At 70.2% G+C, this 24,258-nt stretch carries 29 protein-coding genes; 13 read left to right on the top strand and 16 right to left on the bottom strand.

Features of this window, described 5'->3' with window-relative positions; all coding sequences use genetic code 11:
• Positions 1-133 precede the first annotated feature (133 nt).
• Positions 134-265 (top strand): hypothetical protein, encoded by a 132-nt coding sequence (locus F8S09_RS18170; RefSeq protein WP_265469046.1) that lies wholly within the window; start codon positions 134-136, stop codon positions 263-265.
• A gap of 133 nt (positions 266-398) precedes the next feature.
• Here F8S09_RS18170 and glmU read toward each other — a convergent pair whose 3' ends face one another.
• The 5 genes from glmU to tatA form a co-directional block, all read right to left on the bottom strand.
• On the bottom strand, positions 399-1,847 hold the full coding sequence (glmU, locus tag F8S09_RS11565; protein ID WP_152871656.1) for a bifunctional UDP-N-acetylglucosamine diphosphorylase/glucosamine-1-phosphate N-acetyltransferase GlmU: 1,449 nt from the start codon (positions 1,845-1,847) through the stop codon (positions 399-401).
• 106 nt (positions 1,848-1,953) lie between these two features.
• Positions 1,954-2,457 (bottom strand): type 1 periplasmic-binding domain-containing protein, encoded by a 504-nt coding sequence (locus F8S09_RS11560; protein WP_152871655.1) that lies wholly within the window; start codon positions 2,455-2,457, stop codon positions 1,954-1,956.
• Between the two features lie 150 nt (positions 2,458-2,607).
• Complete coding sequence (lgt, locus tag F8S09_RS11555) at positions 2,608-3,543, bottom strand: prolipoprotein diacylglyceryl transferase (protein ID WP_152871654.1); 936 nt, start codon at positions 3,541-3,543, stop codon at positions 2,608-2,610.
• A 101-nt stretch (positions 3,544-3,644) separates the two neighbouring features.
• Positions 3,645-4,424 carry a twin-arginine translocase subunit TatC gene (gene tatC / locus F8S09_RS11550; protein ID WP_152871653.1) on the bottom strand — a complete coding sequence of 260 codons (780 nt, stop codon included), beginning with the start codon at positions 4,422-4,424 and terminating at the stop codon, positions 3,645-3,647.
• A gap of 16 nt (positions 4,425-4,440) precedes the next feature.
• Complete coding sequence (tatA, locus tag F8S09_RS11545) at positions 4,441-4,689, bottom strand: twin-arginine translocase TatA/TatE family subunit (RefSeq protein WP_152871652.1); 249 nt, start codon at positions 4,687-4,689, stop codon at positions 4,441-4,443.
• A 266-nt stretch (positions 4,690-4,955) separates the two neighbouring features.
• On the opposite strand from tatA, the gene F8S09_RS11540 reads away from it, so the two are divergent.
• The 4 genes from F8S09_RS11540 to F8S09_RS11525 all read left to right on the top strand — a co-directional run bounded on the left by F8S09_RS11540 (position 4,956) and on the right by F8S09_RS11525 (position 7,565).
• Positions 4,956-5,141: a twin-arginine translocase TatA/TatE family subunit gene (locus F8S09_RS11540; RefSeq protein WP_152871773.1), complete on the top strand. Its 186-nt coding sequence runs from the start codon at positions 4,956-4,958 to the stop codon at positions 5,139-5,141.
• 37 nt (positions 5,142-5,178) lie between these two features.
• Positions 5,179-5,733 carry an RNA polymerase sigma factor gene (locus F8S09_RS11535; protein ID WP_152871651.1) on the top strand — a complete coding sequence of 185 codons (555 nt, stop codon included), beginning with the start codon at positions 5,179-5,181 and terminating at the stop codon, positions 5,731-5,733.
• Positions 5,730-6,389, top strand: a complete 660-nt coding sequence (locus F8S09_RS11530; protein ID WP_152871650.1) for an anti-sigma factor — start codon at positions 5,730-5,732, stop codon at positions 6,387-6,389. Before F8S09_RS11535 ends, F8S09_RS11530 begins: the two co-directional genes overlap by 4 nt.
• Positions 6,390-6,587: 198 nt before the next feature.
• Positions 6,588-7,565 (top strand): ferritin-like domain-containing protein, encoded by a 978-nt coding sequence (locus F8S09_RS11525; protein WP_152871649.1) that lies wholly within the window; start codon positions 6,588-6,590, stop codon positions 7,563-7,565.
• A 66-nt stretch (positions 7,566-7,631) separates the two neighbouring features.
• On the opposite strand, the gene F8S09_RS11520 is transcribed toward F8S09_RS11525, so the two are convergent.
• Complete coding sequence (locus F8S09_RS11520) at positions 7,632-8,363, bottom strand: SDR family oxidoreductase (RefSeq protein ID WP_152871648.1); 732 nt, start codon at positions 8,361-8,363, stop codon at positions 7,632-7,634.
• Positions 8,364-8,392: 29 nt separating this feature from the next.
• Complete coding sequence (locus F8S09_RS11515) at positions 8,393-9,526, bottom strand: FAD-dependent monooxygenase (protein WP_152871647.1); 1,134 nt, start codon at positions 9,524-9,526, stop codon at positions 8,393-8,395.
• A gap of 217 nt (positions 9,527-9,743) precedes the next feature.
• On the opposite strand from F8S09_RS11515, the gene F8S09_RS11510 reads away from it, so the two are divergent.
• Both F8S09_RS11510 and F8S09_RS11505 read left to right on the top strand, forming a co-directional pair.
• On the top strand, positions 9,744-10,244 hold the full coding sequence (locus F8S09_RS11510; protein WP_152871646.1) for a hypothetical protein: 501 nt from the start codon (positions 9,744-9,746) through the stop codon (positions 10,242-10,244).
• Positions 10,245-10,249: 5 nt separating this feature from the next.
• Positions 10,250-10,633: a hypothetical protein gene (locus tag F8S09_RS11505; RefSeq protein ID WP_322618765.1), complete on the top strand. Its 384-nt coding sequence runs from the start codon at positions 10,250-10,252 to the stop codon at positions 10,631-10,633.
• 495 nt (positions 10,634-11,128) lie between these two features.
• Here F8S09_RS11505 and F8S09_RS11500 read toward each other — a convergent pair whose 3' ends face one another.
• Both F8S09_RS11500 and F8S09_RS11495 read right to left on the bottom strand, forming a co-directional pair.
• On the bottom strand, positions 11,129-11,674 hold the full coding sequence (locus F8S09_RS11500; RefSeq protein ID WP_152871645.1) for a nucleotidyltransferase family protein: 546 nt from the start codon (positions 11,672-11,674) through the stop codon (positions 11,129-11,131).
• Positions 11,671-12,672 carry an ADP-ribosylglycohydrolase family protein gene (locus tag F8S09_RS11495; RefSeq protein ID WP_152871644.1) on the bottom strand — a complete coding sequence of 334 codons (1,002 nt, stop codon included), beginning with the start codon at positions 12,670-12,672 and terminating at the stop codon, positions 11,671-11,673. Before F8S09_RS11495 ends, F8S09_RS11500 begins: the two co-directional genes overlap by 4 nt.
• An 83-nt stretch (positions 12,673-12,755) precedes the next feature.
• Between F8S09_RS11495 and F8S09_RS11490 the strand changes: the two genes are divergently transcribed.
• Positions 12,756-13,253 (top strand): hypothetical protein, encoded by a 498-nt coding sequence (locus tag F8S09_RS11490; protein ID WP_152871643.1) that lies wholly within the window; start codon positions 12,756-12,758, stop codon positions 13,251-13,253.
• On the opposite strand, the gene F8S09_RS11485 is transcribed toward F8S09_RS11490, so the two are convergent.
• The gene (locus F8S09_RS11485) at positions 13,228-13,923 is read right to left on the bottom strand and encodes a hypothetical protein (protein WP_152871642.1); all 696 of its coding nucleotides are present in this window, start codon (positions 13,921-13,923) and stop codon (positions 13,228-13,230) included. The genes F8S09_RS11490 and F8S09_RS11485 overlap by 26 nt on opposite strands.
• Before the next feature lie 3 nt (positions 13,924-13,926).
• Positions 13,927-14,388 (bottom strand): TlpA family protein disulfide reductase, encoded by a 462-nt coding sequence (locus tag F8S09_RS11480; protein WP_194165320.1) that lies wholly within the window; start codon positions 14,386-14,388, stop codon positions 13,927-13,929.
• A 75-nt stretch (positions 14,389-14,463) separates the two neighbouring features.
• Here F8S09_RS11480 and F8S09_RS11475 point away from each other — a divergent pair, with 75 nt between their 5' ends.
• From F8S09_RS11475 to F8S09_RS11455, 5 genes are read left to right on the top strand one after another with little or no spacing between them, the layout of a single operon-like run.
• The gene (locus F8S09_RS11475) at positions 14,464-15,177 is read left to right on the top strand and encodes an AzlC family ABC transporter permease (RefSeq protein WP_152871641.1); all 714 of its coding nucleotides are present in this window, start codon (positions 14,464-14,466) and stop codon (positions 15,175-15,177) included.
• Positions 15,174-15,470, top strand: a complete 297-nt coding sequence (locus F8S09_RS11470) for an AzlD domain-containing protein (protein WP_152871640.1) — start codon at positions 15,174-15,176, stop codon at positions 15,468-15,470. The genes F8S09_RS11475 and F8S09_RS11470 overlap by 4 nt, the downstream gene beginning before the upstream one ends.
• A 47-nt stretch (positions 15,471-15,517) precedes the next feature.
• Complete coding sequence (locus F8S09_RS11465; protein WP_152871639.1) at positions 15,518-17,215, top strand: PASTA domain-containing protein; 1,698 nt, start codon at positions 15,518-15,520, stop codon at positions 17,213-17,215.
• Positions 17,216-17,239: 24 nt separating this feature from the next.
• On the top strand, positions 17,240-18,373 hold the full coding sequence (locus F8S09_RS11460; protein ID WP_152871638.1) for a cysteine desulfurase family protein: 1,134 nt from the start codon (positions 17,240-17,242) through the stop codon (positions 18,371-18,373).
• Positions 18,374-18,418: 45 nt separating this feature from the next.
• Entirely contained in the window at positions 18,419-18,619 is a 201-nt protein-coding gene (locus tag F8S09_RS11455) for a YgaP family membrane protein (protein ID WP_152871637.1), read from the top strand.
• A gap of 3 nt (positions 18,620-18,622) precedes the next feature.
• Here the strand turns inward: F8S09_RS11455 and F8S09_RS11450 are convergent, their stop codons facing one another.
• From F8S09_RS11450 to F8S09_RS11430, 5 genes are all read right to left on the bottom strand, one after another.
• The gene (locus F8S09_RS11450) at positions 18,623-19,300 is read right to left on the bottom strand and encodes a Nif3-like dinuclear metal center hexameric protein (protein ID WP_152871636.1); all 678 of its coding nucleotides are present in this window, start codon (positions 19,298-19,300) and stop codon (positions 18,623-18,625) included.
• Positions 19,297-19,773, bottom strand: coding sequence for an AAA family ATPase (locus F8S09_RS11445; protein ID WP_152871635.1), 477 nt, complete (start codon positions 19,771-19,773; stop codon positions 19,297-19,299). Before F8S09_RS11445 ends, F8S09_RS11450 begins: the two co-directional genes overlap by 4 nt.
• Before the next feature lie 4 nt (positions 19,774-19,777).
• Positions 19,778-20,740, bottom strand: a complete 963-nt coding sequence (locus F8S09_RS11440) for a DUF4062 domain-containing protein (protein WP_152871634.1) — start codon at positions 20,738-20,740, stop codon at positions 19,778-19,780.
• A gap of 65 nt (positions 20,741-20,805) precedes the next feature.
• Positions 20,806-23,574, bottom strand: a complete 2,769-nt coding sequence (locus F8S09_RS11435) for a valine--tRNA ligase (protein WP_152871633.1) — start codon at positions 23,572-23,574, stop codon at positions 20,806-20,808.
• The gene (locus F8S09_RS11430) at positions 23,571-24,089 is read right to left on the bottom strand and encodes an NUDIX hydrolase (protein ID WP_152871632.1); all 519 of its coding nucleotides are present in this window, start codon (positions 24,087-24,089) and stop codon (positions 23,571-23,573) included. The genes F8S09_RS11435 and F8S09_RS11430 overlap by 4 nt, the downstream gene beginning before the upstream one ends.
• Between the last annotated feature and the right edge of the window lie 169 nt (positions 24,090-24,258).

Raw genomic sequence — 24,258 nt, 5'->3', positions numbered from 1 at the left:
CCTCTTTCGTTGGGGTAAACTCGGCGGGTCCCCTCGTGGGACGGGGTGCATGACAACCGGGAGGGAAGAGGCGCAACACGGGAATGCAAAGCACCCGAGTTGCCGCTCGGGTGCAGAAAGGAGGTGGGTCCTTATGAGTAACCGCCGTAAGGATACACCCAGGCGTTCGCGCAGGCAATGGAAGCCGGGTGAAGTCGCTGCCCTCGTGGCGGCGGTCGGAACCCTGCTCACCGGCCTCGCGGCGCTCCTCAATGCCCTGAAATAAGCCTCTCTCCCCCGGTGGCACCCTTAACGTGGAGACCTACCTCGCCCAAACGGGGCGATTTTTTTATGGGTTGGTGAGGGAATACGGGACGCTGGAATCCTCTCCCAGCGCCCCGCATTCCTCGTTCCACTTCCTACCCCTGCCGCTCCAGCCACCCGGCCAGCCACGGCAGCTTCTGCCCGACCTTCTCGCGCATGGCGCCCCAGTAGCGGCGGCTCCAGCCTTCCACGTTGCGCTGCTTCCCACGGGCGACCGCCATCGCGCCCTCCGGCACGTCCTCGTGGACGGCGCTGCCCGCCGCAATAAAGGCCGCGTCCCCGACCACGCGCGGGGCGATCAGGGTGGAGTTGGAGCCGATAAAGACCCCGGCGCCGACGGTCGTGCGGTGCTTGTTCACCCCGTCGAAGTTGGCGACGATGGTCCCGGCGCCCACATTCGTCTCGGCGCCGATCTCCACGTCTCCGAGGTAGGCGAGGTGTCCGGCCTTGACCCCCGGCCCCAGCCGCGCGGCCTTCGTCTCCACGAAGTTGCCGATATGGACGCCGCCCTCCAGGACGGTGCCGGGGCGCAGGCGGGCGAACGGCCCCACGTCGCTGCCGGGGCCGACGTGGGCGCCCTCCAGCACCGAATGGGCCTTGACGGTCACGCCTTCCTCCAGCACCGAGTCGGTCAGGACGCTGTAGGCACCCACCGTCACGCCATCCGCGATCCGGGTGTCGCCACGCAGGATCACGCCGGGTTCCAGGGTCACGTCGCGGCCGAGTTGCACTGTGTCCTCAATCCGCACCGAGTCGGGGTCGTGCATCGTCACCCCAGCCCGCATGTGCCCGGCGTTGATGCGCCGCCGCAGGATCGCCTCGGCCTCGGCCAGCCCGGCGCGGTCGTTGGCGCCCATCACCTCGTCGGGGTCGTCCAGCTTGAAGGCCCGCACCGTGGCCCCCTCGTCCCGGTACAGCGCGAGCAGGTCGGTGAGGTAATACTCGCCCGCCGCGTTGTCATTCGTGATGCGCCGGGCGAGCGAAGGGGCGCGGCTGTCCATCACGTACACGCCGGAGTTGAACTCGCGGACCGCCTGTTCCTCCGGCGTGGCCCCCTTTTGCTCCACGATGCGCTCGACGTTTCCCGCCGCGTCGCGAATGATCCGGCCGTAGCCCGTCGCGTCGGGGAGTTCACCCGTCAGGATCGTGAAGGCCGAGGCGTGGGCGCGGTGGTCGGCCAGCAGTGCCCGCAGCGTTTCGGGGCGCAGCAGCGGCGTGTCCCCGTACAGCACCAGGATGTCGGCATCACTCCCGCCGGAAAGCGCGTCGGCCCCCGCCAGAAAGGCGTGCCCGGTCCCGAGTTGTCCATGCTGCCGCGCGAAGGCCACACCAGGCTGCTCCAGCGCCGCCTCCACCTGCTCGGCCCCGTGCCCGGTCACCACGACGGTGCGCCGCGCCCCCAGCGATTGCGCCGCCCGCACCGCCCACGCGACCATCGGGCGTCCGGCGACCGGGTGCAGCACTTTGGGCAGCGCCGACCTCATGCGGGTGCCCTGCCCCGCCGCGAGAATCACCACGTCCAGGGGACGTTCAGTTTGTGTCATTCAAATTCACCTGTCCGCCCAGAAGTGTACGGGAAAGTCGCCCGCTCCCAGTCGCCAGCAAAAGGCCGCAGCGCAGCGGCTGCGGCCCCCTGGGGTGCGGCGGGATTCAGCGGCCTGGTTCACCATCGCGGAGGTTGCTCTCCACGCGGTCCACCATCTTCTCGCCGCCCCGGCGCAGTTCGCCCCCGGCGGTCTGGAAGGCGGCGGCGGGCGACTCGCCGCGCGTCATGTCCGACATGCCCGTCTTCACGGCGTCGCCCGCGCGGGCCAGGTTGCCCTCGGGACCGGGGTTGACGCGCTTCAGCAGGTCCTGCACCTGCTGCTGAAGTCTGGGGTTCTGCTGGTAGAGCCGGTAGGCCCCGTAGCCCGCGCCGCCCAGCAGCACCAGCGTCCAGGGAAAGCCGCCCCCGCCCTTTTTCTGCATCCGCAGGGCCGTGACTTCGCCCTGAAGCTCGCGGATGTCGTGCTGCTGGCGGGCGATCAGGGAAGCAGTCTCGGCGTGCTGCTTCATGACGGCCTGGGTGATCTCGCGCTCGAGGTCGTGCTGGCCCTTCTTGGCCGCCTTGCGAAGCTGGTCGACGTGGTCCAGATGGGTGTCCTTGTTCTTCATGGCTCGTGCCTCCTTGCCCGCCGAGTGTGCCCCGCCCGGCCCCGGCCCTGGTTGCGAGGCGCATGAAGGGGCCTTGCCGGGTCGCTCAGCCGGAGACAGGAGGCGGGGTGGTGGCCTGTCCCGCGCCACCACCCCCGCTCTCCTGTTGGCTCAGCGCACGTCGGGCTGGGGGGCCGCCGGTGCCGCCACAGGAGTGACCGTGTCGGGCTGGCGCCGGATCTTGACCAGCATGTAAATGCTCAGCAGGATGAGCGGCACGCTGATGATGTGCGTGTCGGTCCACAGGCCGATGCCGGGCGCGTCGAGGCCCTGGTTGAGGTAGGTCTTGATCGCCAGGGGGTTGAGGCGGAAGGTTTCCTCCAGCCCCGCCCGCAGGATGGAGTACCACAGCCAGAACTGCCAGAAGACCCAGCCCACCTTGCGCGAGCGCAGCCAAAAATAGGCGGCGATGCTCAGCACGATGCCGATGAACACGCCGTAGAGCTGGGTAAAGTGCACGGGCGCCGTCATCACGAGCTGCCCGCCGATCTCCTGGCAGTAGCGCGAGAGGTCCATGTCGGGGTTGGGGTTGGGGACGCACATGCCCTCGTGAAAGGCGCGGGCGCTGTCCGGCCAGCGGTAGCCGATCGGCCACCCGGTCACGCGGCCCACTGTGTCGGTGCCGTTCATGATGTTGCCGATGCGCCCGCCGATGATCCCGAACGCCACGCCGGGCACGAACAGGTCGGCGTACTGGTAGAAGTTCAGCCGGTAGCGCCGGGCGTAGTACACCAGCACCAGAATCCCGCCGATCAGCCCGCCGTGAATCGAGATGCCGCCCTGCCGCAGGTTGATGATGTCCAGCAGCAGCCGGGGCATGGGGGTGCCCGCAAACTGCTCCCACGAGGTCGCCACGAACACGATGCGGGCGCCCACCAATCCCCAGATGATCGCCCACAGCACCATGTCGTTGAAGAGGTCCACGTTCAGCCCGCGCTGACGGGCCAGCCGGGTGCCGACCAGCAGCCCCAGGACGATGCCCAGCGTGATCAGCACGCCGTACCAGGCAACCGTAAAATTGCCGATCTGAAGGAATACCGGGTCCATAAGTCAGCAGCAGTGTAGGGCGAATGGGACCGTGAAGGCACGGCAAAGAAAAAGCCCGGCCTGCGGGGACCGGGCTCCTGGGAGAAAAGGAGGGGGGCGACTCAGGTGCCCAGCGCGGCCTCGTCCTCCTGCGGCACCACCCGGAACAGGCGCGAGAGCAGGATGCCCAGCTCGTACAGGGCGTAGAGCGGCACCCCCACCAGCAGCATGTTGAAGGGGTCGGGCGTGGGCGTGATAAAGGCCGCGAACAGCAGCACCACGACCAAAGCGACGCGCCAGGCCTGGCGCAACATCACGTGGTTGACCAGCCCGATCCGCGTGAGAATCACCGCCAGAATGGGCATCTCGAAGGCCAGCCCGAAGGCGATCAGGAAGCTGGTAAAGAGGCCCACCAGATTGGCGAGGCTCTGCATCTGCTCGACCGTGCCGCCCAGAAAGTCCAGCAGGAAGCGCACCATCGCGGGCAACACGAACGTATACCCGAACGCCGCCCCTGCCAGAAAGGACAGCCCCGCCCCCAGGATGAAGGGCAGCGCCCAGCGCCGCTCGTGGGCATACAGGCCCGGCGCGATAAAGGCCCACACCTGCCACAAGATCAGCGGCAGGGCGAGCGCCAGCCCCGCCCAGAACGACAGTTGCAGGCTCAGCAGAAACTGGTCGGTGAGGTTGACCGTCACGAGCTTCACGTTGCCGAGCTGGTACTGCTCGGAGGCCCGCAGCGGCGCCTTGATCAGTTCGATGAGTTGAAAGCGGTACTGAAACGCGGCGACCATGCCCAGGGCCAGGAAAATCAGGCTGTAGAGCAGGCGCCTTCGCAGTTCCTCGAGATGGTCGAAGAGGGGAGCGCTGTGCAGTTCCGGCGCGGCGGAGGGCCTCGTCATGGGCGGGGCCTCCGACTCAGGCGCGGTGGTCGCGCTCGGCGGCGGCTGGGGCCGCTTCGGCGTCCAGCGGGCGGGCCTGCACGTCGGTGACCGTCACGTCGCTCAGGGGCGTGGTGGCCTGGGGGGGCGGGGCGGGGTCGCGCGTCTCGCTCTTGAATTCGCGGATGCCCTGCCCCAGCCCCTTGCCGAGTTCAGGCAGTTTCTTGGCCCCGAAAATCAGGGCGACGACAAGCAGAATCAGAATCAGTTCCATTGGACCGGGCATGGGGATACCTCCGGAGGGGGAAGAGCAGGGTGGGGGCGGGAGACGGCGCTCCGCCGGGGACCTCTCAGGGTAACGCGGCGGGATGAGGGGGACGGTATGCGGCGAGGCGCTTTGGTCCTGCCTGGCCTTATGCGGCCGCGCCGCCCTTGGATGCCCGCTCCACCCTCATCAAGCCTGAAGGTGCCTGCTCCCGGGTCATCCAGTCGGGGGTGCCCGCGCATACAGCCGGGTGAACCGTCCCCAGGGCGGCGAAAGGAGCGGTGACTATGCCCAATATCGGAGCTGCTGAACTGATGATGATCGCGGTGGTCGCGTTGCTGGTCTTCGGCCCGCGCAAGCTGCCCGAACTCGGCCGCAGCGTCGGTCAGGCCCTGCGCGAGTTCCGCCGGACCACCGCCCAGGTGACAGACGAACTGCGCGGCGGGCTGGAGGATGGGCGCGACCGTCCGTGACCCGGCCCCGCCTGGGGTGCTAGCCTGCCCGCACCCCATGTCCGCCGAGCCGCCGCCCGCCGAACCCACCGACGAGACGCTGCTGCGGCAGATGGCCGGGGGCGACGAGGCCGCGCTGTTGGAGCTGCATCGCCGCTACGTGCGCCTGCTGACCGCCCTGGGCTACCGGATGCTGCGCCAGCGCGAGGACGTGGACGCCTGCGTGCAGGACGCCTTTTTCAACGCGTGGCGGCACGCGGGGAGATTCGACCCCTCGCGGGCACGGGCGAAAACGTGGCTGGTGAGCATCGCGCACCACCGCTTTCTCCAGCACCTGCGCGACCGCCCGGACGCGGGCCTGGAACTTGGAGACTGGGACGCGCCCACCCCCGCCCCGGACCACGAGGGCCGGTTGCTGGCAGGCCGCGCCCTGGGCGTGCTGGACCCCGCGCAGCGCGAGCTGATCGAACTGGCGTACTACCGGGGCCACTCGCACTCGGAACTTGCCGCGCTGACCGGGCTGCCGCTGGGCACGGTCAAGTCCCGCCTGCGCTCGGCCCTGGAGCGGATGCGCGGCGTACTGCACCCGGCAGAAGGAGAGGACACCCCATGACGCCCGACCGCGACGACCTGCTGGCCTACGCCCTGGGGACCCTTTCCCCGGCGGAGGCGGCGCGGGTCGAGGCCGACCTGGACCGCGACCCGGCGCTGCGGGCCGAGCTGCGGGCCGACCTGGACGCGCTCGCGCTGCTGCTGGACGACCTCGACCCGCAGGCGGTGCCCGTGTCCGCAGGCGCCGAGCAGACGCTGCTGGCGCGGGTGCGGGCAGAGGGGTCACCTGGGCCGGGAGCGGCTCCAATCCCTCTCCCGTCCGCCCGCCCGCCACGCCGCTGGCCGGTTGCCGTGGGGCTCGTGGCCGCGCTGGCGCTGGTCTTCGTCCTGCTGCCGCGCCCGCAGGCCGACCCGCTGGAGGCGTACCTGGAGACGCCCGGCGCCGTCGAGCGGTCTCTGGAATCGGACGGCGAGCGCGTGGGCACATTGGTGCAGTTGCCGCAGGGCCGGGTCTTCGTCCAGCTGTCGCGCCCCCTGCCCCCCCAGCGGACCTACCAGTTGTGGCGAATCGAGAACGGCACGCCCGTCTCGCTGGGGACCTTCGAGCGCGGCCTGTTGGTCACCCTCGCCCCCGGTTCCACCCTGGCCGTCAGCGTGGAGCCGCCCGGCGGCAGCCCGCAGCCCACGACCACGCCGCTGTTCGTGCAGCCGCTGTGACGGGCCGGGGGTTCATCGCCCCTTCATCGTGGCGCGGGGCCTGATCCAATCCTCCCCGGCCGGGATACAGCCCTCCAGAAGACCCCCGACTTTCCTGAACACGGACAGGCGCCCTGACCTGCTCCGGCGGGTGGGTGCTGGTCTTCGGTGGCCGCTGGACTGTCCCTTTGCCCCCTTTCCCTCCCGGAGGACCCCGATATGAGCAACGACACACCCAACACGAGCACCCGCCGCAAGTTCCTGGGCATGGCTGGCCTCGTCGGCGCGGGCGCCGTGCTGTCGAGCTGCACCAGCGTGATCGCCACGACACCGAAGAAGCCCAACCTCGACGCGGCCATCTTCAACTTCGCCCTCAACCTCGAATACCTCGAAGCCGCCTTTTACCTCGCGGCGGTCGGCCGCCTCGACGAGCTGACGGCGGCGGGCGGCGACGCGGGCAAGGTCATCTTGCCTGCGGGCTTTACCGGACGCGGCGGGGCCACCTTGCCCGGCCTGACCGGCGACATGCTGGCGATGGCGAACGAGATTGCGGACGACGAACTCGCGCACGTGCGCTTTATTCGGGGCGTGCTCAAGACGGGCGCCGTCGCGCAGCCCCGGCTGGACCTCGGCCCGGCCTTCGACGCGGCGGGGCGGGCGGCCTCGGGTGGGGCGATCACCGGCTTCAACCCCTACGCGAACGAGCTGTTCTTCCTGCACGGGGCGTTCATCTTCGAGGACGTGGGCGTGACCGCGTACAAGGGCGCGGCCCGGTTGATCTCCGACGACAGCGCGAATGGCAATCTCGAGCAGGCCGCCGGAATCCTGGCGGTCGAGGCCTACCACTCCGGCTCCATCCGCACCCAGCTTTACCGCCGCCGGGGCGAGGCGGCGGCGGCGGGCCTGAACGTGGAAGCGGTCGTGCAGGCGATCAGCAACCTGCGCGACTCGGTCGACGGCGCGGACGACCGCGACCAGGGCATCACCGCGACCGGCAACGCGGGCGTCCCGGCCCGCAGCGCCAACATCGTGCCGACCGACGCGAACGGGGTGGCCTTCAGCCGCACGCCGCGTCAGGTGGCGAACATCGTCTTCCTGAGCCAGGGACAGGCGAAGGGCGGCTTCTTCCCCGATGGCCTGAGCGCCACCACCGCCGCGGGCGGGGCCGTGAACTACACGCCCCTGCTGAACCTGTAAGAACTCAGGTCACCGGAAGCAGGCCCCACCGTGCGAGGAGTGCGGCGGGGCCTGCTCTGTCCGGCTTCAGATGCTCCAGCCGCCGTCCACCAGAAGCTCCTGTCCGGTGATGTACCCGGCTTCCCCGGTGGCGAGAAAGGCGACCGCCGCGCCCACCTCGTGCGGCCCCCCGAAGCGGCGGGCGGGGATGCGCCCCGCGAGCGCCTCGGCCGCTGCCGGGTCGGCGTGCAGCGCCCTCAGGCGGTCGGTGGCGGTGTAGCCGGGCGCGACGGTGTTGCAGGTCACCCCGTCGCGGCTGACCTCCAGCGCGAGGGTCCGCAGGTGGTTGGTGACGGCGGCCCGCATCGCGTTGCTCACGGGGAGGGTGAGCGAGGGCCGCCCCACCGTCAGGCTGGTCACCGCGATAATCCGGCCCCAGCCCCGCCCGCGCATACCCGGCAGCACTGCGTCCGCGAGGCGCACGGTGGACAGGAAGGTCGTCTCGAAGCCGCGCTGCCAGCCCTCCTCGGTCACTTCGCTGGGCAGACTGGGAGGCGGCCCGCCCGCGTTGCTCACGAGGATGTCCACCTCGCCCGCCGCCTCCACCGCCGCCCGGACGCCCCCCGGGGTGCCCACGTCGGCCACCACCCAGCGTGAGCCGGGAATCTCGGCGGCGGCCTCCCGCAGCGCGGCCTCGCCCCGCGCGGCCAGCGTCACTTCGGCGCCCAGCTCCGCGAGGGCCTGCGCCGCCGCCCGCCCGATGCCCTTGCTGCCGCCCGTGACAAGGGCGCGTTTGCCGTCCAGCCGAAAGAGTGCCATGGGGCAGGCTAGCGCGGTGGGGCGGCCGTTTAGCCCCGCACCTCGCCGTAAAAAGACTCGATGCGCCGCCGGGCCAGGTCCGGGGTCACCGCGAGGGCGAGGTTGCGCAGCAGCCGCACCGCGCCGCCCGCCTGCCCGAGTTCCCCAAGCTGGCGCGACTGCTGCACGACCGCGTTCGCCGAGGCTTCGCGCGAGTGCTGGTAGTGGGTCAGCGCGGCCTCGCGGGTGGGGTGGACCATCAGGGCTTCGGCAAGCGCCTCGGCGTCTTCCAGGGCCTGCGCGGCTCCCTGCCCGAGGTTGGGGCTGGTCGCGTGCGCGGCGTCGCCCAGCAGGGCCACCCGGCCGCGCCACCACGTTGGGATGGGGGAGAGGTCCGCGAGTTCCACGGCACTCATGCTCGCCTCGTCGGTGTGGGCAAGCAGCTCGGTCACCTGCGCCGGAAAGTCTCGGTAGAGCCGCAGCAGCTCGGTCTTGGGCCGCTCGAGGAAGCTGCCGGGCGCCTGGGTCACGGGCGCGTGCCAGTAGGTCTGGCCCGGCCCGATGCGGAAGAAGGTAAAGCGCCGCCCCCGGCCCCAGAACTCCCCGAAGGTGCCCCGCCACTCCGGCAGCGGATCGGTGCTCGCCACCCCCCGGTAGGCGGTCTGGCCGGTGGGCACCAATTTGGTCTCGGGCAGCATGATCTGCCTGGCCCGCGAGGTGCGCCCGTCCGCGCCGATCAGCAACTCGCCGTCGGCCTCCTGCCCGCCGCGAAAGACGGCCGCCACCCCGTCGAAGTGGTGCTGAATGCGTTCGAGGTGGTGCCCGGCGTGGAGGGTGCCCTCCGGCAGGCTCTCGGCCAGTGCCCGGTGCAGCGCGGTCCGCGCGATGGCGTAGAGGGGCCGTCCGTGGCGCTCGCGCACCTCGCCCTGGTCGCGGCGGTAGAGCAGCTTGCCGCCCGAATCCAGAATCTGCATGTCGTCCAGCGGCAGGCCGTGCTCCTCCAGCACGCTCCCCAAGCCCAGGTGGTCGAGGATCCGGGCCGAGTTGGGCGGAATGATCAGGCCGCCGCCCAGCGAGACCATCCGGGGGTTCGATTCGTAGACCTGGGGCCGCAGCCCGCGCAGCGACAGCGCCCGCGCAACGGCGAGTCCGCCGATGCCCGCGCCGATGATGTTGACCTTCATGCGTCCTCCTGAAGAGGGGATGCGGCTGAGCAGTCCAGAACTGGTCAACCGGAGCAGAACGAGAGAGAACGGATTGGACGCCACCCCAGGCCCTGACGGGGAGGCCCGGCGGGGAAGGTAGGCCCCCGCGTGTCACAAATCCCTCACTTGGCCGCGTCCTGGCCGACGGTAAGCCGGGCCGCCGCGCTGGGCGGGGGCGAGCGGCTAGCATGGGGGCATGAACGCGCCGCGTCTGCTTGTCACCGTCCTCACCGGGGCCTCGGCGGCCCTGATCGCCTACAGCGCCTTTTACGTGCGCGGGAACACGGCGGGCGTGATGCGCTACCTGCGCGAGCGCGGCGACGTGCGCGACCTGGAGGCGAGCGGGGCGGGCGCGGCGGTGGTCCGGGCCGCCCAGGACAACCTCAGTGCCCTCGCCCTGAGCATCGCCGATCCCGAGCTGGCCGCCCGGATGATTCCGGTCGCAGTCCTGATCGGCCTGCTGGTGGGCTGGCTGGTGTGGCGCTCGTTCGGCTCGCGGGGGGCGCAGGCGGCACGCGGCGACGTGCAGGAGCGGATGGTCCTGAAGGTCGCCTACCGCCGGGGCGGGCAGTTCACCGCCGAGGAACTGCGCCGCCTCTCGCCCCTGTCCGACGAGCAGGTCGGCACGGTCACCCGGCGGATGCTGGACACGGGCCAACTCGTGCGCGACGGCGACAGCTTCCGGTTGGTGCGGTGAGCGGGGTGACCCTGGCGCCGACCGACCTCGCCCGGCTGCTGCACGACGCGCAGGAGGGGCCGCACTACAGCGTGCGGGCGGCCCTCGCGCTGGCTGATGGGCAGCCGCCGCCGCGTATCGCTGCTCTTGTCTCGGGCCTGACGGCACGCAAGCGGGCATTGTGGGCTGATATCGCGGCGGCGACCCGCACCCCAGCCCCGCCCGATGACGCCGGACTGACCCGGCTCGCGGCGTGGGAGGTCGAGGCCGCCGCCGTGCTGACCTCCGAGCATTTGCGGCAACGGGTGGGGGGGCGCCCCGTGGGGGAATTGTTGCTGGAGCACACGCGGGAGGCGCTGTGGACGGCGGGGCAGATCGCGGCGCACGCGGGCCGGGTGCGGATGGCGTGAGGGGTGTGGGTTGGGTGGGCCGGGCGTCTTGATTGCGGTTTGCCCCACCCCCCAGCCCCCTCCCCCAGGGGGGAACGTCTTCGCCGCGCAGGGCGGCCTGCGCGTTGCCGCTGATTTACACGGCACGTCTGGTACTCGGTGGAGGGGGAGCGGCGCTGCGCTGGGCAAAGGTCGTCCCCCCATTTTCCGGCGCGGCTTACCTCGCCCCCGTGTCCACCTCCACGCCATCCTGCCACCCAAGGGAAAGGCCCCGGCGCAGATGCGCCGAACGGCTCGTCTGCCTGGAAAGTGGAGTTGTGAGGCGGGGACGTTGAGAGCGGCCCACACAGGGAAAAGAGGACTTGAGCAACAGCGGAAGCTGACCCCTCTCCCCTTGCGGCTGACTCGTAGAACTGCGAAGCGCAGGGGCGCTGCGAAGCAACGGGGTGACTTGCAAAGCCGCGAAGCGGAGGGGGCGTGTGACCACCTCCGCTGGCGGCCAGCCCCTCCTCCCCCTCACCCCTCCCGCAGCCAGGGCCACCGCGCCCGGTAGTCGGCCACCTTCGCCGCGTACAGGCCCGGCGTGTGGCTCCGGGGGTTGGGCCGCAGCACCCCGGCGGCGAGGTCACGTAGACCATAGGGGGCGTAGAGCTGGCCCGAGGCGTCCACGCCGACGCAAGTGCATTCCACCAGAAACTGGTCAATCCCCTCGCGGGCGCTGCGGATGGGCGGGCGGGTCAGGCCATGTTTCTCGGGGAACCACAGGTGGACGCGGGCCTGGTTGCGGACCTCCACCCGCACGCCGAGGTCCCCAAAGAGGTCGGCGGCGCGGCGAATGACGGCGTCCTCGGCCTCGTAGCTGGGGTCGGGGTCCCAGTAGAAGAGGTCGTAGTCGCGGATGCCTGCCGCCGGGGCCTGCCCGCCGCGCACGTTCCAGACGGTCTGGAAGAGCGCTCCCGCGACGAGGTGCGCCTGCGGTGCCCCCAGCTCGGGCAGGCGGTCCAGAATCGCCGCGTTTGCCAGGTTCAGGCGGATGGTCGCCCGGAACTCAGCGCTGTTCATGACCGGAGCTGGGCACGGGCAGCCTCCAGCAGCGCCGGAAAGTGCGCCGCGCAACTCCAGCCCCGCTCCCAGCCCGGCCAGGAGTGGCCCAGGCGCAGCGGGGGCAGCAGGTGGGGCGGCACCTCCAGCCCCCGCGCCCCGGCGACGGCCCCCACCACGCACGCCACCGTGTCGCTGTCGTCGCCGCGCAGGACGGCGGGTTCCACGCACCCCAGCCACGAGTCGGCGCGGGCGTGGGCGACGGCGGCCTCCAGCGTGTCCAGCACGTAGCCACTCTGGGAGGTGGCGTGCCCCGAGAGGCCCGAGCGCACGCGGGCGCGAACCTGCGAGCGGGCGGCGCGGTCGCCTTCCCGGAAGGCGTCGTGGGCGGGGCGGGTGTCCAGACCAAACAGTCCGGCGTCTAACAGGGTAGCGCGGGCGCCCAAGCGGTCCATTCGCTCCAACGCTGCCTCCGCCGCGTCCCGGTACCCCCCTCCCGCCTCCAACCCTTCCAGCCACGCCGTGAAGAAGACCGAAGCGTGGACGCAGCGGGGGTCGGTGTGGGTCAGGGCCGTCACGGCCGCCGCCTCGCGGTCCAGGGCCTCGCCCCGGAAGCCTGCCAGCCACACGGCCGCAATCCGCATCAGGCCGCCGTTTCCAGCGCTCTGGTGTCCACTTTGGGTCCAGGCCCGCGCCCCGCCCTCCAAGTCCCCGCCGCGCAGCGCCGCCCGCGTCAGGCCGCCCACATCGGGGGGAGCCGTGTCCAGCCAGTCCCGCAGGGCCGCGAGGACGCCCTCCAGCCCGCCGCCCCGCCCGTAGCCCAGCAGGGTGGCCGCCGTCATCTGGCTGTCGTCGGTGGCCTCGCCGGGCGCGAAGCCGAACACGCTGCCGGGCTGGTAGTCGGTAAAGGACTCGCCGTAGCGGGCGCGGATCGCCTCCGGGGTCTTGAACTCGGTGGCGGCCCCCAGCGCGTCGGCGGCGGCAAGGGAGAGGAGGGTGGGCAGCGCACGCTCGGGCATAGGGGGCAGGGTACCGGACGGGCGGGCGTGGCCCCGCCGCAAGTCGGCCCTCCGCTGGGGGCGGTTCACCGTACAGTGGTCCCATGCGGACAAGGTACGGGTGGGCGCTGGCCGGGGCTCTGGTCCTGACCGGGTGCGAGGAAGCGACGCGCAAGTACGACGAGGACCGGGCGACCCGGCTGGCCGGTGACAATGCGCTGTACTACCGCGCGCGCTGCGTGGAGGCCATCGAGCGGTTCCGGGTCAAACCCGGCCCGAACGAGGGCACCCTGCCGCGCACCCTGGACGGCCAAAGCTGCGAAAGCCCGGTTCTGAACGAGTACGCCCTCTCGGCCGAGCAGGCTGAACTGGTCCAGAGCAGTGTGATCCGCCTTGACCCCACCCGCCTGAGTGCCTACACCATCGTGATCCAGGGCAAGGACGGCAAGACCTACGACTACCGCGACCGGGGCACCGCCGAGGCCGCCGCCGAGCAGGCCGGAACCTTCGAGGACTCCTCGGCGGGAGGCACCGTCCCCGCTCCCGACCTCCCCGAGGAAGAGGGCAGCCCCGAGATCAGCAAGGGCGATGGGGCGGAGTGACCGCCTCCTCCTCCAGCCACGGAAAGCCCCAGGGGTCGGCCGCGCACCGGGCGTCCACCCGCGCCGCCTCGTGCGTGCGGACCGGGAGCGGAAAGTCGTCCGGCGCGACGGGCACCCGGAAGAGGGGCCGCACGGGGTCGGGGCTCACCCACTGCGGCTCGCGCACGGTGCCCATCCCCGGCCACTCGTAGGGCGGCATGGGATCGAAGCCTTGCAGGGGCAACACATACACCCAGCCGGGGGAGAGGAGCGAGCGCCCGTCGGGCACGGCGGGGCCGCGTGGGGCGAGCGAGAGGAAATAGCGCATGGTGCTCCAGCCGCCTTCCTTCCGAATTTGAAGGGCCATGTTCACCATCCGTGCCACCCGCGAGCGGTTCCGCAGGGCATACATCAGCGCCCACAGGCCGTCCGGGGTGGCGTACACGCCTGCCCGGTTGCTGAACCCGTCGGAGCTGAGGTCCACCGCCTGCCGCACCTCGAATTCCTGGATGCCCGCTTGGGGCGAGCCGTGCAGCAGGAAGCCCTGCGCGGTCAGCCAGTCCAGAAAGAGCCAGCGGGTTGTGCCCGGCGGCAGCAGGCCGGGGTCGCGGGCCTCCAGTGCCCGTCCGAAGGCGATGAGGTCGGCGTCGGAAGGCTCCGCAGGCGGGGCTTCAAGCATCCAGGGGCGCATGGATCAGCCGCCCCCCGCCTGCTCCTCCAGCAGGTACTGAAGGCGGGTCTGCGCGTTCTCCTGGCTGCCGTACACGCTCCGCAGCAGCTCGCCGCCGGGCGCGAAGGCCAGCCAGTGCGGAGTGCCCTCCGTCTCCCACGCGCGGGCGAGGTCGCCGGACACGTCGAGCGCGACCGGAAAGGGCAGGCGGGCGAACTCGCGGGCGAACTTCACCAGCGTGGGTTCCACGTCCTCCCGGGGCAGCGGGCGGTGGCCCCGGCTGGTGTGCAGGGCCATCAGGTGAGCGCGGTCGCCATGCTCGGCGTGCAGCCGCTTGAGAAAGGGAATCCCGCGCGACACGCACCCGGCGCACTCCAGGTTAAAGAACATCACCAGGCCGGGGCGGTCCCACGCAGTCGGCGGGGGCAGCGGCTCGCCGTGCACGAAGTCTGCGGGCGCGGGCCAGGGCAGGGAGGAGGGGAGCATGGGGCCAGCGTACCCCCGCGCCCCCGGCAGACAGGCCCCGCCCGGCGGAGTGCCCAGCCCGCTACCCTCCGGGGCATGGTGACCGCCCCCACCCCCTCCGCCTTCTGGCCCCCCTTCTGGCGCGGGTTCCGTGCCCTGACGCCGCTGTGGCTGGGGCTGATTCCCTTCGCGGTCGCGTATGCGGTCACGGCGCGGGCGGCGGGGCTGAGCGTGTTCGAGACCCAGCTCATGAGCCTGACCGTCTTCGCGGGGGCCTCGCAATTCGCGGCGGCGGGGCTGTTCGCGGGCGGCGCCTCGGCGCTGGGCATCGTGGCGACGACCTTTCTGCTCAACGCGCGGCATGTCCTGTACGGCCTGAGCCTCGCCCGGCAGGTGCCGCTCTCGGGGGCGCAGCGCCTCGTGGCCGCGCAGTTCCTCACCGACGAGGCGTATGGGGTGGCGGTCGTCCACGGCCCGCGCGAGCCCGGCGGCCTGAGCTTCGCCTTCCTGCTGGGGGCCGAACTCAGCCTGTACCTCGTGTGGAACGCCGCGACGCTGGCGGGAGCGCTCGCGGGTGAGGTGCTGCCTGACCCGGAAGCGCTCGGCGTGGGCGTGATCTTCCCGCTCGCCTTCCTGGGGCTGCTGGTGCCGCTGCTGGGGGACCGCAAGGCCGTACTGGTCGCCCTCGCCTCGGGGCTGGGGGCGTGGGGGCTGGCGCGGGTGCTGCCGGGCGGCCTCGTCGTGCTGGTCGCGGGGGTGGGCGGGGCGCTGCTGGGGGCGTGGCTGGTCACGCGCCGGGGGCAGGCATGAGTGCTCTGGTCGTCACCTTGCTGATGTGGCTGGTCACCTACCCGGCGCGGTTGCTGGGCCTGTCGCTGGGGGGCTTGCGGCTGCCGCCCTTCTGGCTGGCCTTCCTGCGCTTCGTGCCCGTCAGCGTGTTCGCCGCGCTGATCGTCCCCGACGTGCTGGGCAGCCCGGAGTGGCCCCGGCGCCTGCCCGCTGCGCTGGTGGGGGCGCTGCTGCTGTGGCGCACGCGCAACCTCGCGCTCGGCATCCTGGGGGGCTTCGCGGCGTACTGGCTGCTCCGGGGGGCGGGCCTGTAGAGGCGTCCGGACGCCCGAGTCCCCCCGCCGCGCTATGCTGGCGGCGCATGACGGTCCAGGGCGGGGTCATAGACGGAAAGTACGAGGTCGTGCGGGAACTCTCGCGCGAGGGGCACGTTACCCTCAGCGAGGTTCGCGCGGGCGAGGGCGTCACCCGGCGCCTCGCGTGGTTCGACGTGACCTCGCCCGCCGCCCGGCAGGGCTTTCACGCCTACCGCGCCGCCCTGCGGGCCGTGAACCCGGCCGGCCTGACCGATGTGGTCGCCCGCCCCGGCGCCTACTACGCGGTGTGGCAGCCCGTCTCCGGCCTCCCTCTGGAGGAGGTCGCCGCGCAGCCCCGCAAGGACGAGGAGGTCGTGCAGGGGGTGCAGGCCCTCGCCGCCGCCCTCGCCACCCACGGCTACGCCCTGCCCGATGCCGACGTGGCCGTGGACGGCAAGGAGGTGCGGGTGGCCTACCTGCGCCCCGCTCCCGAGGGCCGCACTCCGGAAGAAGTGCAGCGTCTGAACGCGGCGGCGCTCGCGGCCCTGGGCGGCGGCCGGATCAAGCGCAAGCGGCAGCCGGGCGCGTGGCTCACCTTCGTGCCGGGGCTGGTGTTCCTGGGGGGCGCCGTGTACCTGGGCGCCCAGGCCGCGCAGGTCTACCTCAACCCGCCTGTGCGTGAGGTGGCCTCGGTGACCGGGCAGCCGGGGCAGCAGGCGGCCCGCACCCTCACCGACGCGGGGTTCCGGGTGGAATACACCCTGGGAGACGCTTCGGGGGTGGACGTGGGCGCCGTGATCCGGCAGGACCCGGCGGCGGGGACCAACCTGCCGGTGGGCCGCCTCGTCACCCTGACGGTGAACAACCCGCCCTCGGTGCCGGTGCCCCGCCTGGAGGAACTCAGTCTGACCCAGGCCCGCGCCGCCCTGCGCGACGGGGCGCTGGTGCCCGGCAAGATCATCCGCGCGGACGGGACCCTTACCAAGACACCGGAAGGCCGCGTGATCGCGCAGGTTCCGGAGGCGGGCGCGACCATCGAGCGCGGGCAGCCGGTCTCGCTGATCGTCTCGACCGGGGTGCGCGGCAAGGAAACCTACCTCCCCAACCTGACCGGCCTGGAGTACGAGGACGCCCGCGAGACCATCCGGCTGGCCGGGCTGGTGGTCACGCGGGTGGTGCAGCAGCCCAGCGACGCCGCCGAGAACACCATCCTCGACCAGACGCCCGCCCCCTATGTGCGGGTGGCGGTGGGCAGCCCGGTTACCCTGACGGTCGCCACCGCCCGCTACAGCCCCCCCGCCGAGCCTGCGGGCAGCCTGCCCCTGCCGCCGCCCCCGGTCATTCCCGAGCCAGAGGAAACGGAAGACCCGTCCGGCGAGGGTGCGGCACCTGCCGAGCCACCCGGCGAGACGGCTCCTGCCCCGGAAGCTCCCACTGAGACGCCCACCCCTGTGACGCCTCCCGAGAGCGTCCCCGAGGAGACGGCCCCCACCGACCCCGAGGCCGCCGAGCCGGAGGCGGTGCCCGACGCCACCCGCACGGTCAACTTCCGCTACGAGTTCCCCGCCGACCTGCCCGCCGGGACCTATACCATCTCCGTCCGCGACGCCGACGGCGAGCGCCAGGTGGACGGCCCTTACAGCGGCGCCGACCTCGCGGGCGCGGTGGCCGAGAGCGATCCCGCTGACCCCCTCACCGTGCGCGGCGACGCGGTTATCGTGATCCGGCGCGACGGCGAGGAATACGCGACGGTGACCCCTTAAGGCTCCCCCGTCCCGACCGCCCGAATGATCTACCTCGACTACGCCGCCACCCATCCCATGACCCCGCAGGCGCTCGCCGCCTACGCCGAGGCTGCCGCGCTGCCCGGCAATCCGTCCTCGGTTCACGCGGCGGGGCAGGCCGCCCGCGAGCGGCTGGAGGAAGGCCGCGCCCGCGTCGCCGCCGCGCTGGGCGTGGACCCCCGCACCGTGATCGCCAACGGCGGCGGCACCGAGGGCGACAACCACGTGCTGCTGGGGGTGGCCCAGGCGTGGCGGGAGCGGCACGGGCTCCCCGGCCACCTCGTCACCACGCCCACCGAGCACTCGGCGGTGCTGGCCCCGGCCCGCGCTCTGGCGGCGCAAGGGTGGGCGGTCACCTTCCTGACGCCGGACGCGGGAGGGCACTACGCCCCGGCGGAACTGGCAGAAGTGCTGCGGGACGACACCGCCCTCGTCTCCATCCACCACGCGAACAACGAGATCGGGACTGTACAGGACACGGCAGCGCTCGCGGCCGCAGCGCAGGAACGGGGCGTGGCCTACCACACCGACGCAGTGCAGGCCCCCGGTGTGCTCCCGCTGGACCTGACCGGCTGGGGGGTCACTTTCGCCACCTTCAGCGCCCACAAGTGGGGCGGGCCGCGTGGGGTGGGCTTCCTGTACGTGCGGCGCGGGACCGAGCTGCCGCCCGTCACTCTGGGCGGCGGGCAGGAGGGCGGCCTGCGCCCTGGCACCGGGAACACGGCGGGGGTGTACGCGGCGGGCGTGGCCCTGACCTCGGCGGAGGCCGCACGGGAGGCGACGTTCGCCCACCTGACCCGGAGGCGCGACCGCTTCCTGGCAGGCGTCTCGGCCATCCCCGGTCTGCGCCTCAACCACCCGGCGGACGGCAGCCCCAAGGTCGCCTCGGTGACGGTCCCCGGCGCGGACGGCGAGGCCCTGCTGATGAACCTCGACCTGATGGGCGTGTGCGCGAGCGCGGGTAGCGCGTGCTCGGCGGGGACGATGCAGCCCAGCCACGTCCTGACCGCCCTGGGCCTCAGCGAGGCCGACGCCCGCGCCACCTTGCGTTTCAGCTTCGGCGCGGCGACCACGGAGGCCGAGGTGGACGCGGCGGCGGCAGCGCTCGTGCAGGCGGCGGAGTTCAGCCGGATATGAGGCGAGACTCAGAAGCGCCGTCCCTGACGGGCCTACACTGAAGCTATGCAGAAAAATATGGGCACCGCTGACCGCACCCTTCGCACTGTGGCTGGCGTGGGCCTGATCGGGCTGGCGGCCACCACCCGTGGGCCGCTGGCTCTGGCGAGCGGCACCCTGGCCGCCGTGATGCTGGGCACCTCTGCCGTGGGCACCTGCCCCGCCTACCTGCCCTTCGGCATCGACACCCGCGAAGAGAAGCGCTGAGGCTCAGGCGCCCCCGTACACCCGCGTCTCCAGCCCTAGAAACGCCTCCTCCAGCTCCCGCGCCAGCCGTCGCAGCCCCCACAGCTCGGTGCGGCGGTGCCCCAGCGCGATCACGCCCAGCCCACGCTCCCGCGCCGCCCCCACCGCCGAGGGCCGCATCTGGCCGGTGAGGTAGAGCCGCACACCATCCTCCGCGACCTGCGCGATCAATCCCGGATTCATCGCGTTCATCAGCGCCAGCCGCAGCGGGAGGGAAGGGTCCGGCGCGGGCGGCCACGAGTCGTCCTCGCCCCCGAGTTCGGCCAGCAACGCCTCCCGCACCTCCCGCCACGTCCCCTGGGGCGGGGTGGCCGAGATACCCACCCGCTTTCCCTCGCGGATGACTTCGCGCACGTCGCTCCAGCCCAGCGCCCGCGCCAGGCGGTGATTCGGCCCGGTCGTGAGCTGGTCATCGAAGCCGTCGTGCGCCGCCAGCACGCCCAGCCCCGGCCAGCCGTCCCCCACCCGGCGCGAGCGGTGCAGGAAGAGGGCGTCGGCCTCCAGCGTGGGCGGCAGGTCGGCGGGCTCCAGCGCGAGGGCCAGCCGCCGTACCTCGGTGGGACCGTCCCGGCGCAGCGGCTCAGACTCGCCCAGTTTGGCCCCAAGCCAGCGGGCGAGGTCGGTGAGGGTGGGCAGAGTCATGGATTCAGGATGCGCCATTCGCTCTGGCTCAGCTCGTCGGGACCAGGACGTTGGAAGAGGGTCCACCATTCTTCCAACTCCGCCCGCGAGATGGAGAAGGTGTGTGGAGGCAGGTCACGGTTGCGGGCCTCCAACCGTCGCCACAGCTCCGGCTGCGGCACGTCCAGCCACAGCAGTTCCACCCTCACCCCCAGCGCCTCGCCCCGGCTCCGAAACTCGTCGCGCTCGGCCCGCGACCACAGCCCGTAGTCCAGCACCACACTGACACCCAGGCTGAGGGCGCGGGCTGCCACACCCCACAGCAACTCGTTTTCAAGCACCCAGCGTCTGTCTCCCGACTCGCCCGCGCTGAAGAGGGGCAGCATCCACTCGTCGGGCGTCAGCCGCAGCGCCCGGTGCCCCTCTTCCAGCCGCCGCGCCAGCGTGGTCTTGCCGGAGCCGGGCAGACCGACGAGAAGGTGGAAGGTAACCATAACATCACTCTCCTATTTGCGTTTTCACGGACCTAATAACAATGCTTTGGAGGACCTTCCTCCCAAGCTGACTCATTTTATATATCTTCACACCAGGCTTGTCGCTTGAATCCACATCTACTAGACCAGAGTCTACCAATGACTTCATAGTAGATTGCGCATCGTATGATGACTGAATAAAGTAGGGACCGTCGTCATCTCGTTGCACTAAGTAATCAATTATATAAGCCTCTCCCACACCACTAATAAGAGCGGATGAAAGCTTATTAAATACATCTATGGCGGAGGCGCTTATTTCATCATAGTCTTCATCATGCGAAATATTCTCCCTATATCTAACAATAATATGCTTATTCTTCAAAAAATTTATTATATCGTTTATCTCTGAATGCTCTGAGGATATTCTTTGACGAAGCTCAGAGTTCTCTTGGCTCAATCTGGCAATCTCCGATGCTGTTTCAAAGCTATCGTTTTTTGGTGATCTCATCCAGCCTGGCCTAGGAGAATCGCTGAAGGCGTTTAATAGGGCGGATGTCACCTCTGATTTAAGTTCGGCTTCATCTCTCCAAAAGGCCACCAGTCGGTCCTCCATCGCACGCCTTTTAAATTCGCTTACATTATCTGAGTTGGCGTCGGTAAGTTTTCGATCCCAGTAAGCGTCCTCGTGTATTGGGAAGACAAGGCAGGGTATGCCCATCTCAAGAGCATAATTGAACTCCATTTCAGTGAAACTCAGCCCTGTCTCCTTGCTCACAGAGCCGTACCTATGTGCAATAATTAGAACGTAGTAGTCTGCATTGTCAATGGTTTTAGTTATAACCTTCCATTGACTAGCATTCGCCGCACCAAAAGCCTCCATACCTAGTGGGATATGACCGGCGCGCATGATTGCTCTAATAACAGCGTCGCGATGGCTTTTCAAATCCTCATAAGTACTGCTAACAAAGACAGTATACCTCTTATCCATATCAACCTCACGCTGAGAATTAAATATTACAAATACTAAGTCGGCTTCCAGTTTTATTCTTCTGCTTACGCGAACTGCGCCAGCACCGCCTCCAGCCGTTCCCTCTGCGCGGAAAAGTCCTGCACCCGGCGGCGCTCCTCCTCCACGACCTCCTGCGGGGCGCGGGCCACGAATCCGGCGTTGTTCAGCTTGCCCTGGGCCTGCTTGATCTGCTTGTCCAACTCGGCAAGCCGCTTTTGCTGTTTGCCCAGCCAGTCGGCGATATCCACCGTGCCCTCCAGCGGGGCGCGGACGGTCACGCCCTGCTCCACGGCGCTGAGCGTGCGGCCCTCCAGCTCCGGCACCAGCGTCACGCGGGCGATCCCCTCCACGATGCGGGCGTTCTCCAGCACGGTCGCGGCGAGGTCGCCCTCCACCGCCACGCCCAGGCGGTCTTGCGGCGAGAGGCCCAGCTCGTTCTTGAGGGAACGGGCAGCGCTCACGGCGGCCCGCAGCGCGTCGAAGGCGCGGGTGGCCTCCGCGTCGTGCAGCGCGGCGTCGGGCTGCGGCCACGAGTGCAGCGCGATCTGGCGGCGGTGCCCCAGGTGGGTGTACAGCTCGGAGGTGATAAAGGGGATGAAGGGGTGCAGCAGCTTCAGGATGTGCTCCAGCACGGCCTTGAGGGTCGCCAGCGTGCCCAGGTGCCCCGCCGCGAGCGCAGGCTTGGCCGCCTCGATGTACCAGTCGCAGAACTCGTCCCAGGTGAAGGCGTAGAGGGTCCGGATGGCCGCTCCGATGTCGTACTCGTCGAGCTGGGCCGTCGCCTCCGCCGTCACCGCGTTCAGGCGGCTGATGATCCAGCGGTCGGCCAGCGTGAGGTCGAGGCGGTTTCTCAGCGCCGCCAGCACGTCCCGGCTCCGCATGGGGTCGCTGCCGTGGGCATCGGGCTGCTCCACCGCGCTCCGCACGTAGCGGGTCAGCTCGTCGTCGCCCGTGAGCGCCGGGGCCGCCTCCGCGAGCCGTAGCCGGGCGAAGCGGGCCGCGTTCCACAGCTTGTTGGCGAAGTTGCGGCCCTGCTCGAAGCGCCGGGGGTCGTGCCGGATGTCCTGCCCGCCCGTGCTGAGGCTGGTAAAGGCGAAGCGGCAGGCGTCCACCCCGTACTCGCCGAACAGCTCCAGCGGGTCGATGCCGTTGCCCTTGCTCTTGGACATCTTCTGGCCCTTGGCGTCGAGGTACAGGCCGTGCAGCATCACCGTCTCGAAGGGGGCCTGCCCAGTCATCGCGTACCCGGCCATTTCCATCCGCGCCACCCAGAAAAAGAGGATGTCGTAGCCGGTGACCAGCACCTGTGTCGGGTAGAACTTGCGGTAGTCCTCGCAATCGGTGTCGGGCCAGCCCATCGTGGAAAAGGGCCAGAGGTTGGAAGAGAACCACGTGTCGAACACGTCGGGGTCGCGGCGCAGATTCAGGTGCGCGTAGCGCGGGTCCTGGTCGCAGTCCAGTTCGGGGTTCCCCGGGTCGGGCACATAGACGTTGCCCTCCTCGTCGTACCACGCGGGAATCTGGTGGCCCCACCAGAGCTGGCGGGAGATGTTCCAGTCGCGGATATTTTCCAGCCAGTCGCGGTTGACCTTGCCGTAGCGCTCGGGCGTGAGCCGGATTTCACCCGCGTCCAGCCCCTCCAGCACGCGCCCCGCCATCGGCCGCGTGTTCACGAACCACTGGGTGCTCACGATGGGTTCCACGGGCACTTTCGTCCGCTCGGACAGGCCGATGGCGGTGTCGTGGTCCTTCTCCTCGATCAGGTCGCCGGATTCGGTGAGCGCGGCCACCACCGCTTTGCGGGCGGCGAAACGCTCCATCCCCCGGAACCTCTCGGGCACGAGGTCCGAGGTCAGGTTGCCATGTAGGTCAATCACGCTGGGACGGGCCAGCCCATGCCGCTCCCCGATCTCGAAGTCGGTGGGGTCGTGCGCGGGCGTGATCTTCAGCGCCCCCACCCCGAACTCGCGCTCCACAGCCTCGTCCGCGATGATGGGGATGAAGCGGTCCGTCAGCGGAATTCGCGCCCGCTGGCCGATCAGGTGGGCGAAGCGCTCGTCCTCCGGGTGCACGGCAATCGCCTGATCCGCGAAGATCGTCTCCGGGCGCACGGTGGCGATACGAATCTCGCCGGGGTCGCCGTTGCTGGCCGGGGCGCTGGGGTCTTCCAGCCGGTAGGAGAGGGTGGACATCTTGCCCTTCCTCACCTCGCGGTCGATTTCCAGCTCGGACAGGGTGGTCTGCGAGGCCGGGTCCCAGTTCACGATGCGCTCGCCCCGGTAGGCGAGGCCCTGGTGGTACAGCCGCACGAACTGCGCCCGCACCGCCTTCGAGAGCCCCTCGTCCATCGTGAAGCGCTCGCGGGTCCAGTCCGCCGAGACGCCCAGGCGGGTGAGCTGCTCCAGAATCATGCCGCCCGACTGCGCCTTCCAATCCCAGACGCGTTCCAGAAAGGCCTCGCGCCCTAGGTCGAAGCGGGTCTTTCCCTCCTCCTTGAGTTGCCGCTCCACCACCACCTGCGTCGAGATGCCCGCGTGGTCGGTGCCGGGCAGATACAGCGCCTCGAAGCCCGCCATGCGCTTGTAGCGGATCAGGGTGTCGATCAGCGTGTTGTCCAGCGCGTGCCCCAGGTGCAGATTTCCGGTCACGTTGGGCGGCGGAATCACGATGGTAAAGGGCGGGCGGGCGCTGCTCGCGTCGGCACGGAAGGGCTCGCTGCGCCACCTCTGCGCCCAGCCGGGTTCGATGGCGGCGGGGTCGAAGGCTTTGGTGAGGGCGGCATCGTTCGTGTCAGCGGTGGGGAGGTCAGTCATGCGGGGGCTCCTTGGAGGGCGGCGAGGTGCCGGGTCAGGTGGGGGAGGGCGGCGTCGTAGCCGTAGCCTGCGATCAGGTCGGGGTGGCTGAGCGGGGCGAAGCGCAGGTGGAAGAGCATGTCCCGGTCGCGTTCGCCGTCGGTGACGCGGTGGGTCCAGGCCTCCGGCGTCCCCGGCGGGGCGGTCAGCCTGTAGTAATGCCAGACCTGGGACCGCTCCCCACGCGTCCAGTGAAACGAGGCGAGGTGGGCGGGGGCGCTGAGGCCCAGGCCGCTTTCTTCCAACGTCTCGCGCAAGACGGCTACTTCCGGCGTCTCGCCCGGTTCCAGTCCTCCGGCGGGCACCTGAATGCCCGCGTCCACGAATCCAGACTCGTGCTCGAAAACCAGCAGCTCGTCCGGCCGTCGGGTGATGTACGCCAGAACCTTCTCACGGCACCCCAGGCGGGCGGCCAGGGTCCGCGCCTCGGTTAGGGGAAGTTCGTATCCGGTTTGCTGAATCTGCGCTGGTGTCATAACCCCGCCTCCTTCCACGACGAAAAACGCCCCGTCCGACCGGCGTGTGCCGGATGCGGACGAGACGTGCTGTCTCTGAAACAGTCAAGGTCCCGTGGTACCACCGCGTTTCCCCACCCGTGTGGGGCACTCGTGCCGCGCTGTCACGGGCGCGTCCCGGAGGGCTCTA

The sequence above is a fragment of the Deinococcus terrestris genome (genome assembly GCF_009377345.1).
Classification (GTDB): domain Bacteria; phylum Deinococcota; class Deinococci; order Deinococcales; family Deinococcaceae; genus Deinococcus; species Deinococcus terrestris.
This window is presented reverse-complemented; position numbering and strand designations above follow the sequence as displayed.

Coding starts and splice junctions, on each gene's coding strand:
- F8S09_RS11525 (WP_152871649.1), top strand. CDS start 6,588: ATGAGCAACGACACACCCAACACGAGCACCCGCCGCAAGTTCCTGGGC.
- F8S09_RS11530 (WP_152871650.1), top strand. CDS start 5,730: ATGACGCCCGACCGCGACGACCTGCTGGCCTACGCCCTGGGGACCCTT.
- F8S09_RS11560 (WP_152871655.1), bottom strand. CDS start 2,457: ATGAAGAACAAGGACACCCATCTGGACCACGTCGACCAGCTTCGCAAG.
- F8S09_RS11445 (WP_152871635.1), bottom strand. CDS start 19,773: ATGGTTACCTTCCACCTTCTCGTCGGTCTGCCCGGCTCCGGCAAGACC.
- F8S09_RS11455 (WP_152871637.1), top strand. CDS start 18,419: ATGCAGAAAAATATGGGCACCGCTGACCGCACCCTTCGCACTGTGGCT.
- F8S09_RS18170 (WP_265469046.1), top strand. CDS start 134: ATGAGTAACCGCCGTAAGGATACACCCAGGCGTTCGCGCAGGCAATGG.
- F8S09_RS11460 (WP_152871638.1), top strand. CDS start 17,240: ATGATCTACCTCGACTACGCCGCCACCCATCCCATGACCCCGCAGGCG.
- F8S09_RS11500 (WP_152871645.1), bottom strand. CDS start 11,674: ATGAACAGCGCTGAGTTCCGGGCGACCATCCGCCTGAACCTGGCAAAC.
- F8S09_RS11520 (WP_152871648.1), bottom strand. CDS start 8,363: ATGGCACTCTTTCGGCTGGACGGCAAACGCGCCCTTGTCACGGGCGGC.
- F8S09_RS11440 (WP_152871634.1), bottom strand. CDS start 20,740: ATGGATAAGAGGTATACTGTCTTTGTTAGCAGTACTTATGAGGATTTG.
- F8S09_RS11535 (WP_152871651.1), top strand. CDS start 5,179: ATGTCCGCCGAGCCGCCGCCCGCCGAACCCACCGACGAGACGCTGCTG.
- tatC (WP_152871653.1), bottom strand. CDS start 4,424: ATGACGAGGCCCTCCGCCGCGCCGGAACTGCACAGCGCTCCCCTCTTC.
- F8S09_RS11435 (WP_152871633.1), bottom strand. CDS start 23,574: ATGACTGACCTCCCCACCGCTGACACGAACGATGCCGCCCTCACCAAA.
- glmU (WP_152871656.1), bottom strand. CDS start 1,847: ATGACACAAACTGAACGTCCCCTGGACGTGGTGATTCTCGCGGCGGGG.
- F8S09_RS11470 (WP_152871640.1), top strand. CDS start 15,174: ATGAGTGCTCTGGTCGTCACCTTGCTGATGTGGCTGGTCACCTACCCG.
- F8S09_RS11515 (WP_152871647.1), bottom strand. CDS start 9,526: ATGAAGGTCAACATCATCGGCGCGGGCATCGGCGGACTCGCCGTTGCG.
- F8S09_RS11510 (WP_152871646.1), top strand. CDS start 9,744: ATGAACGCGCCGCGTCTGCTTGTCACCGTCCTCACCGGGGCCTCGGCG.
- F8S09_RS11475 (WP_152871641.1), top strand. CDS start 14,464: ATGGTGACCGCCCCCACCCCCTCCGCCTTCTGGCCCCCCTTCTGGCGC.
- F8S09_RS11480 (WP_194165320.1), bottom strand. CDS start 14,388: ATGCTCCCCTCCTCCCTGCCCTGGCCCGCGCCCGCAGACTTCGTGCAC.
- F8S09_RS11540 (WP_152871773.1), top strand. CDS start 4,956: ATGCCCAATATCGGAGCTGCTGAACTGATGATGATCGCGGTGGTCGCG.
- F8S09_RS11450 (WP_152871636.1), bottom strand. CDS start 19,300: ATGACTCTGCCCACCCTCACCGACCTCGCCCGCTGGCTTGGGGCCAAA.
- F8S09_RS11495 (WP_152871644.1), bottom strand. CDS start 12,672: ATGCCCGAGCGTGCGCTGCCCACCCTCCTCTCCCTTGCCGCCGCCGAC.
- lgt (WP_152871654.1), bottom strand. CDS start 3,543: ATGGACCCGGTATTCCTTCAGATCGGCAATTTTACGGTTGCCTGGTAC.
- F8S09_RS11430 (WP_152871632.1), bottom strand. CDS start 24,089: ATGACACCAGCGCAGATTCAGCAAACCGGATACGAACTTCCCCTAACC.
- tatA (WP_152871652.1), bottom strand. CDS start 4,689: ATGCCCGGTCCAATGGAACTGATTCTGATTCTGCTTGTCGTCGCCCTG.
- F8S09_RS11490 (WP_152871643.1), top strand. CDS start 12,756: ATGCGGACAAGGTACGGGTGGGCGCTGGCCGGGGCTCTGGTCCTGACC.
- F8S09_RS11485 (WP_152871642.1), bottom strand. CDS start 13,923: ATGCGCCCCTGGATGCTTGAAGCCCCGCCTGCGGAGCCTTCCGACGCC.
- F8S09_RS11465 (WP_152871639.1), top strand. CDS start 15,518: ATGACGGTCCAGGGCGGGGTCATAGACGGAAAGTACGAGGTCGTGCGG.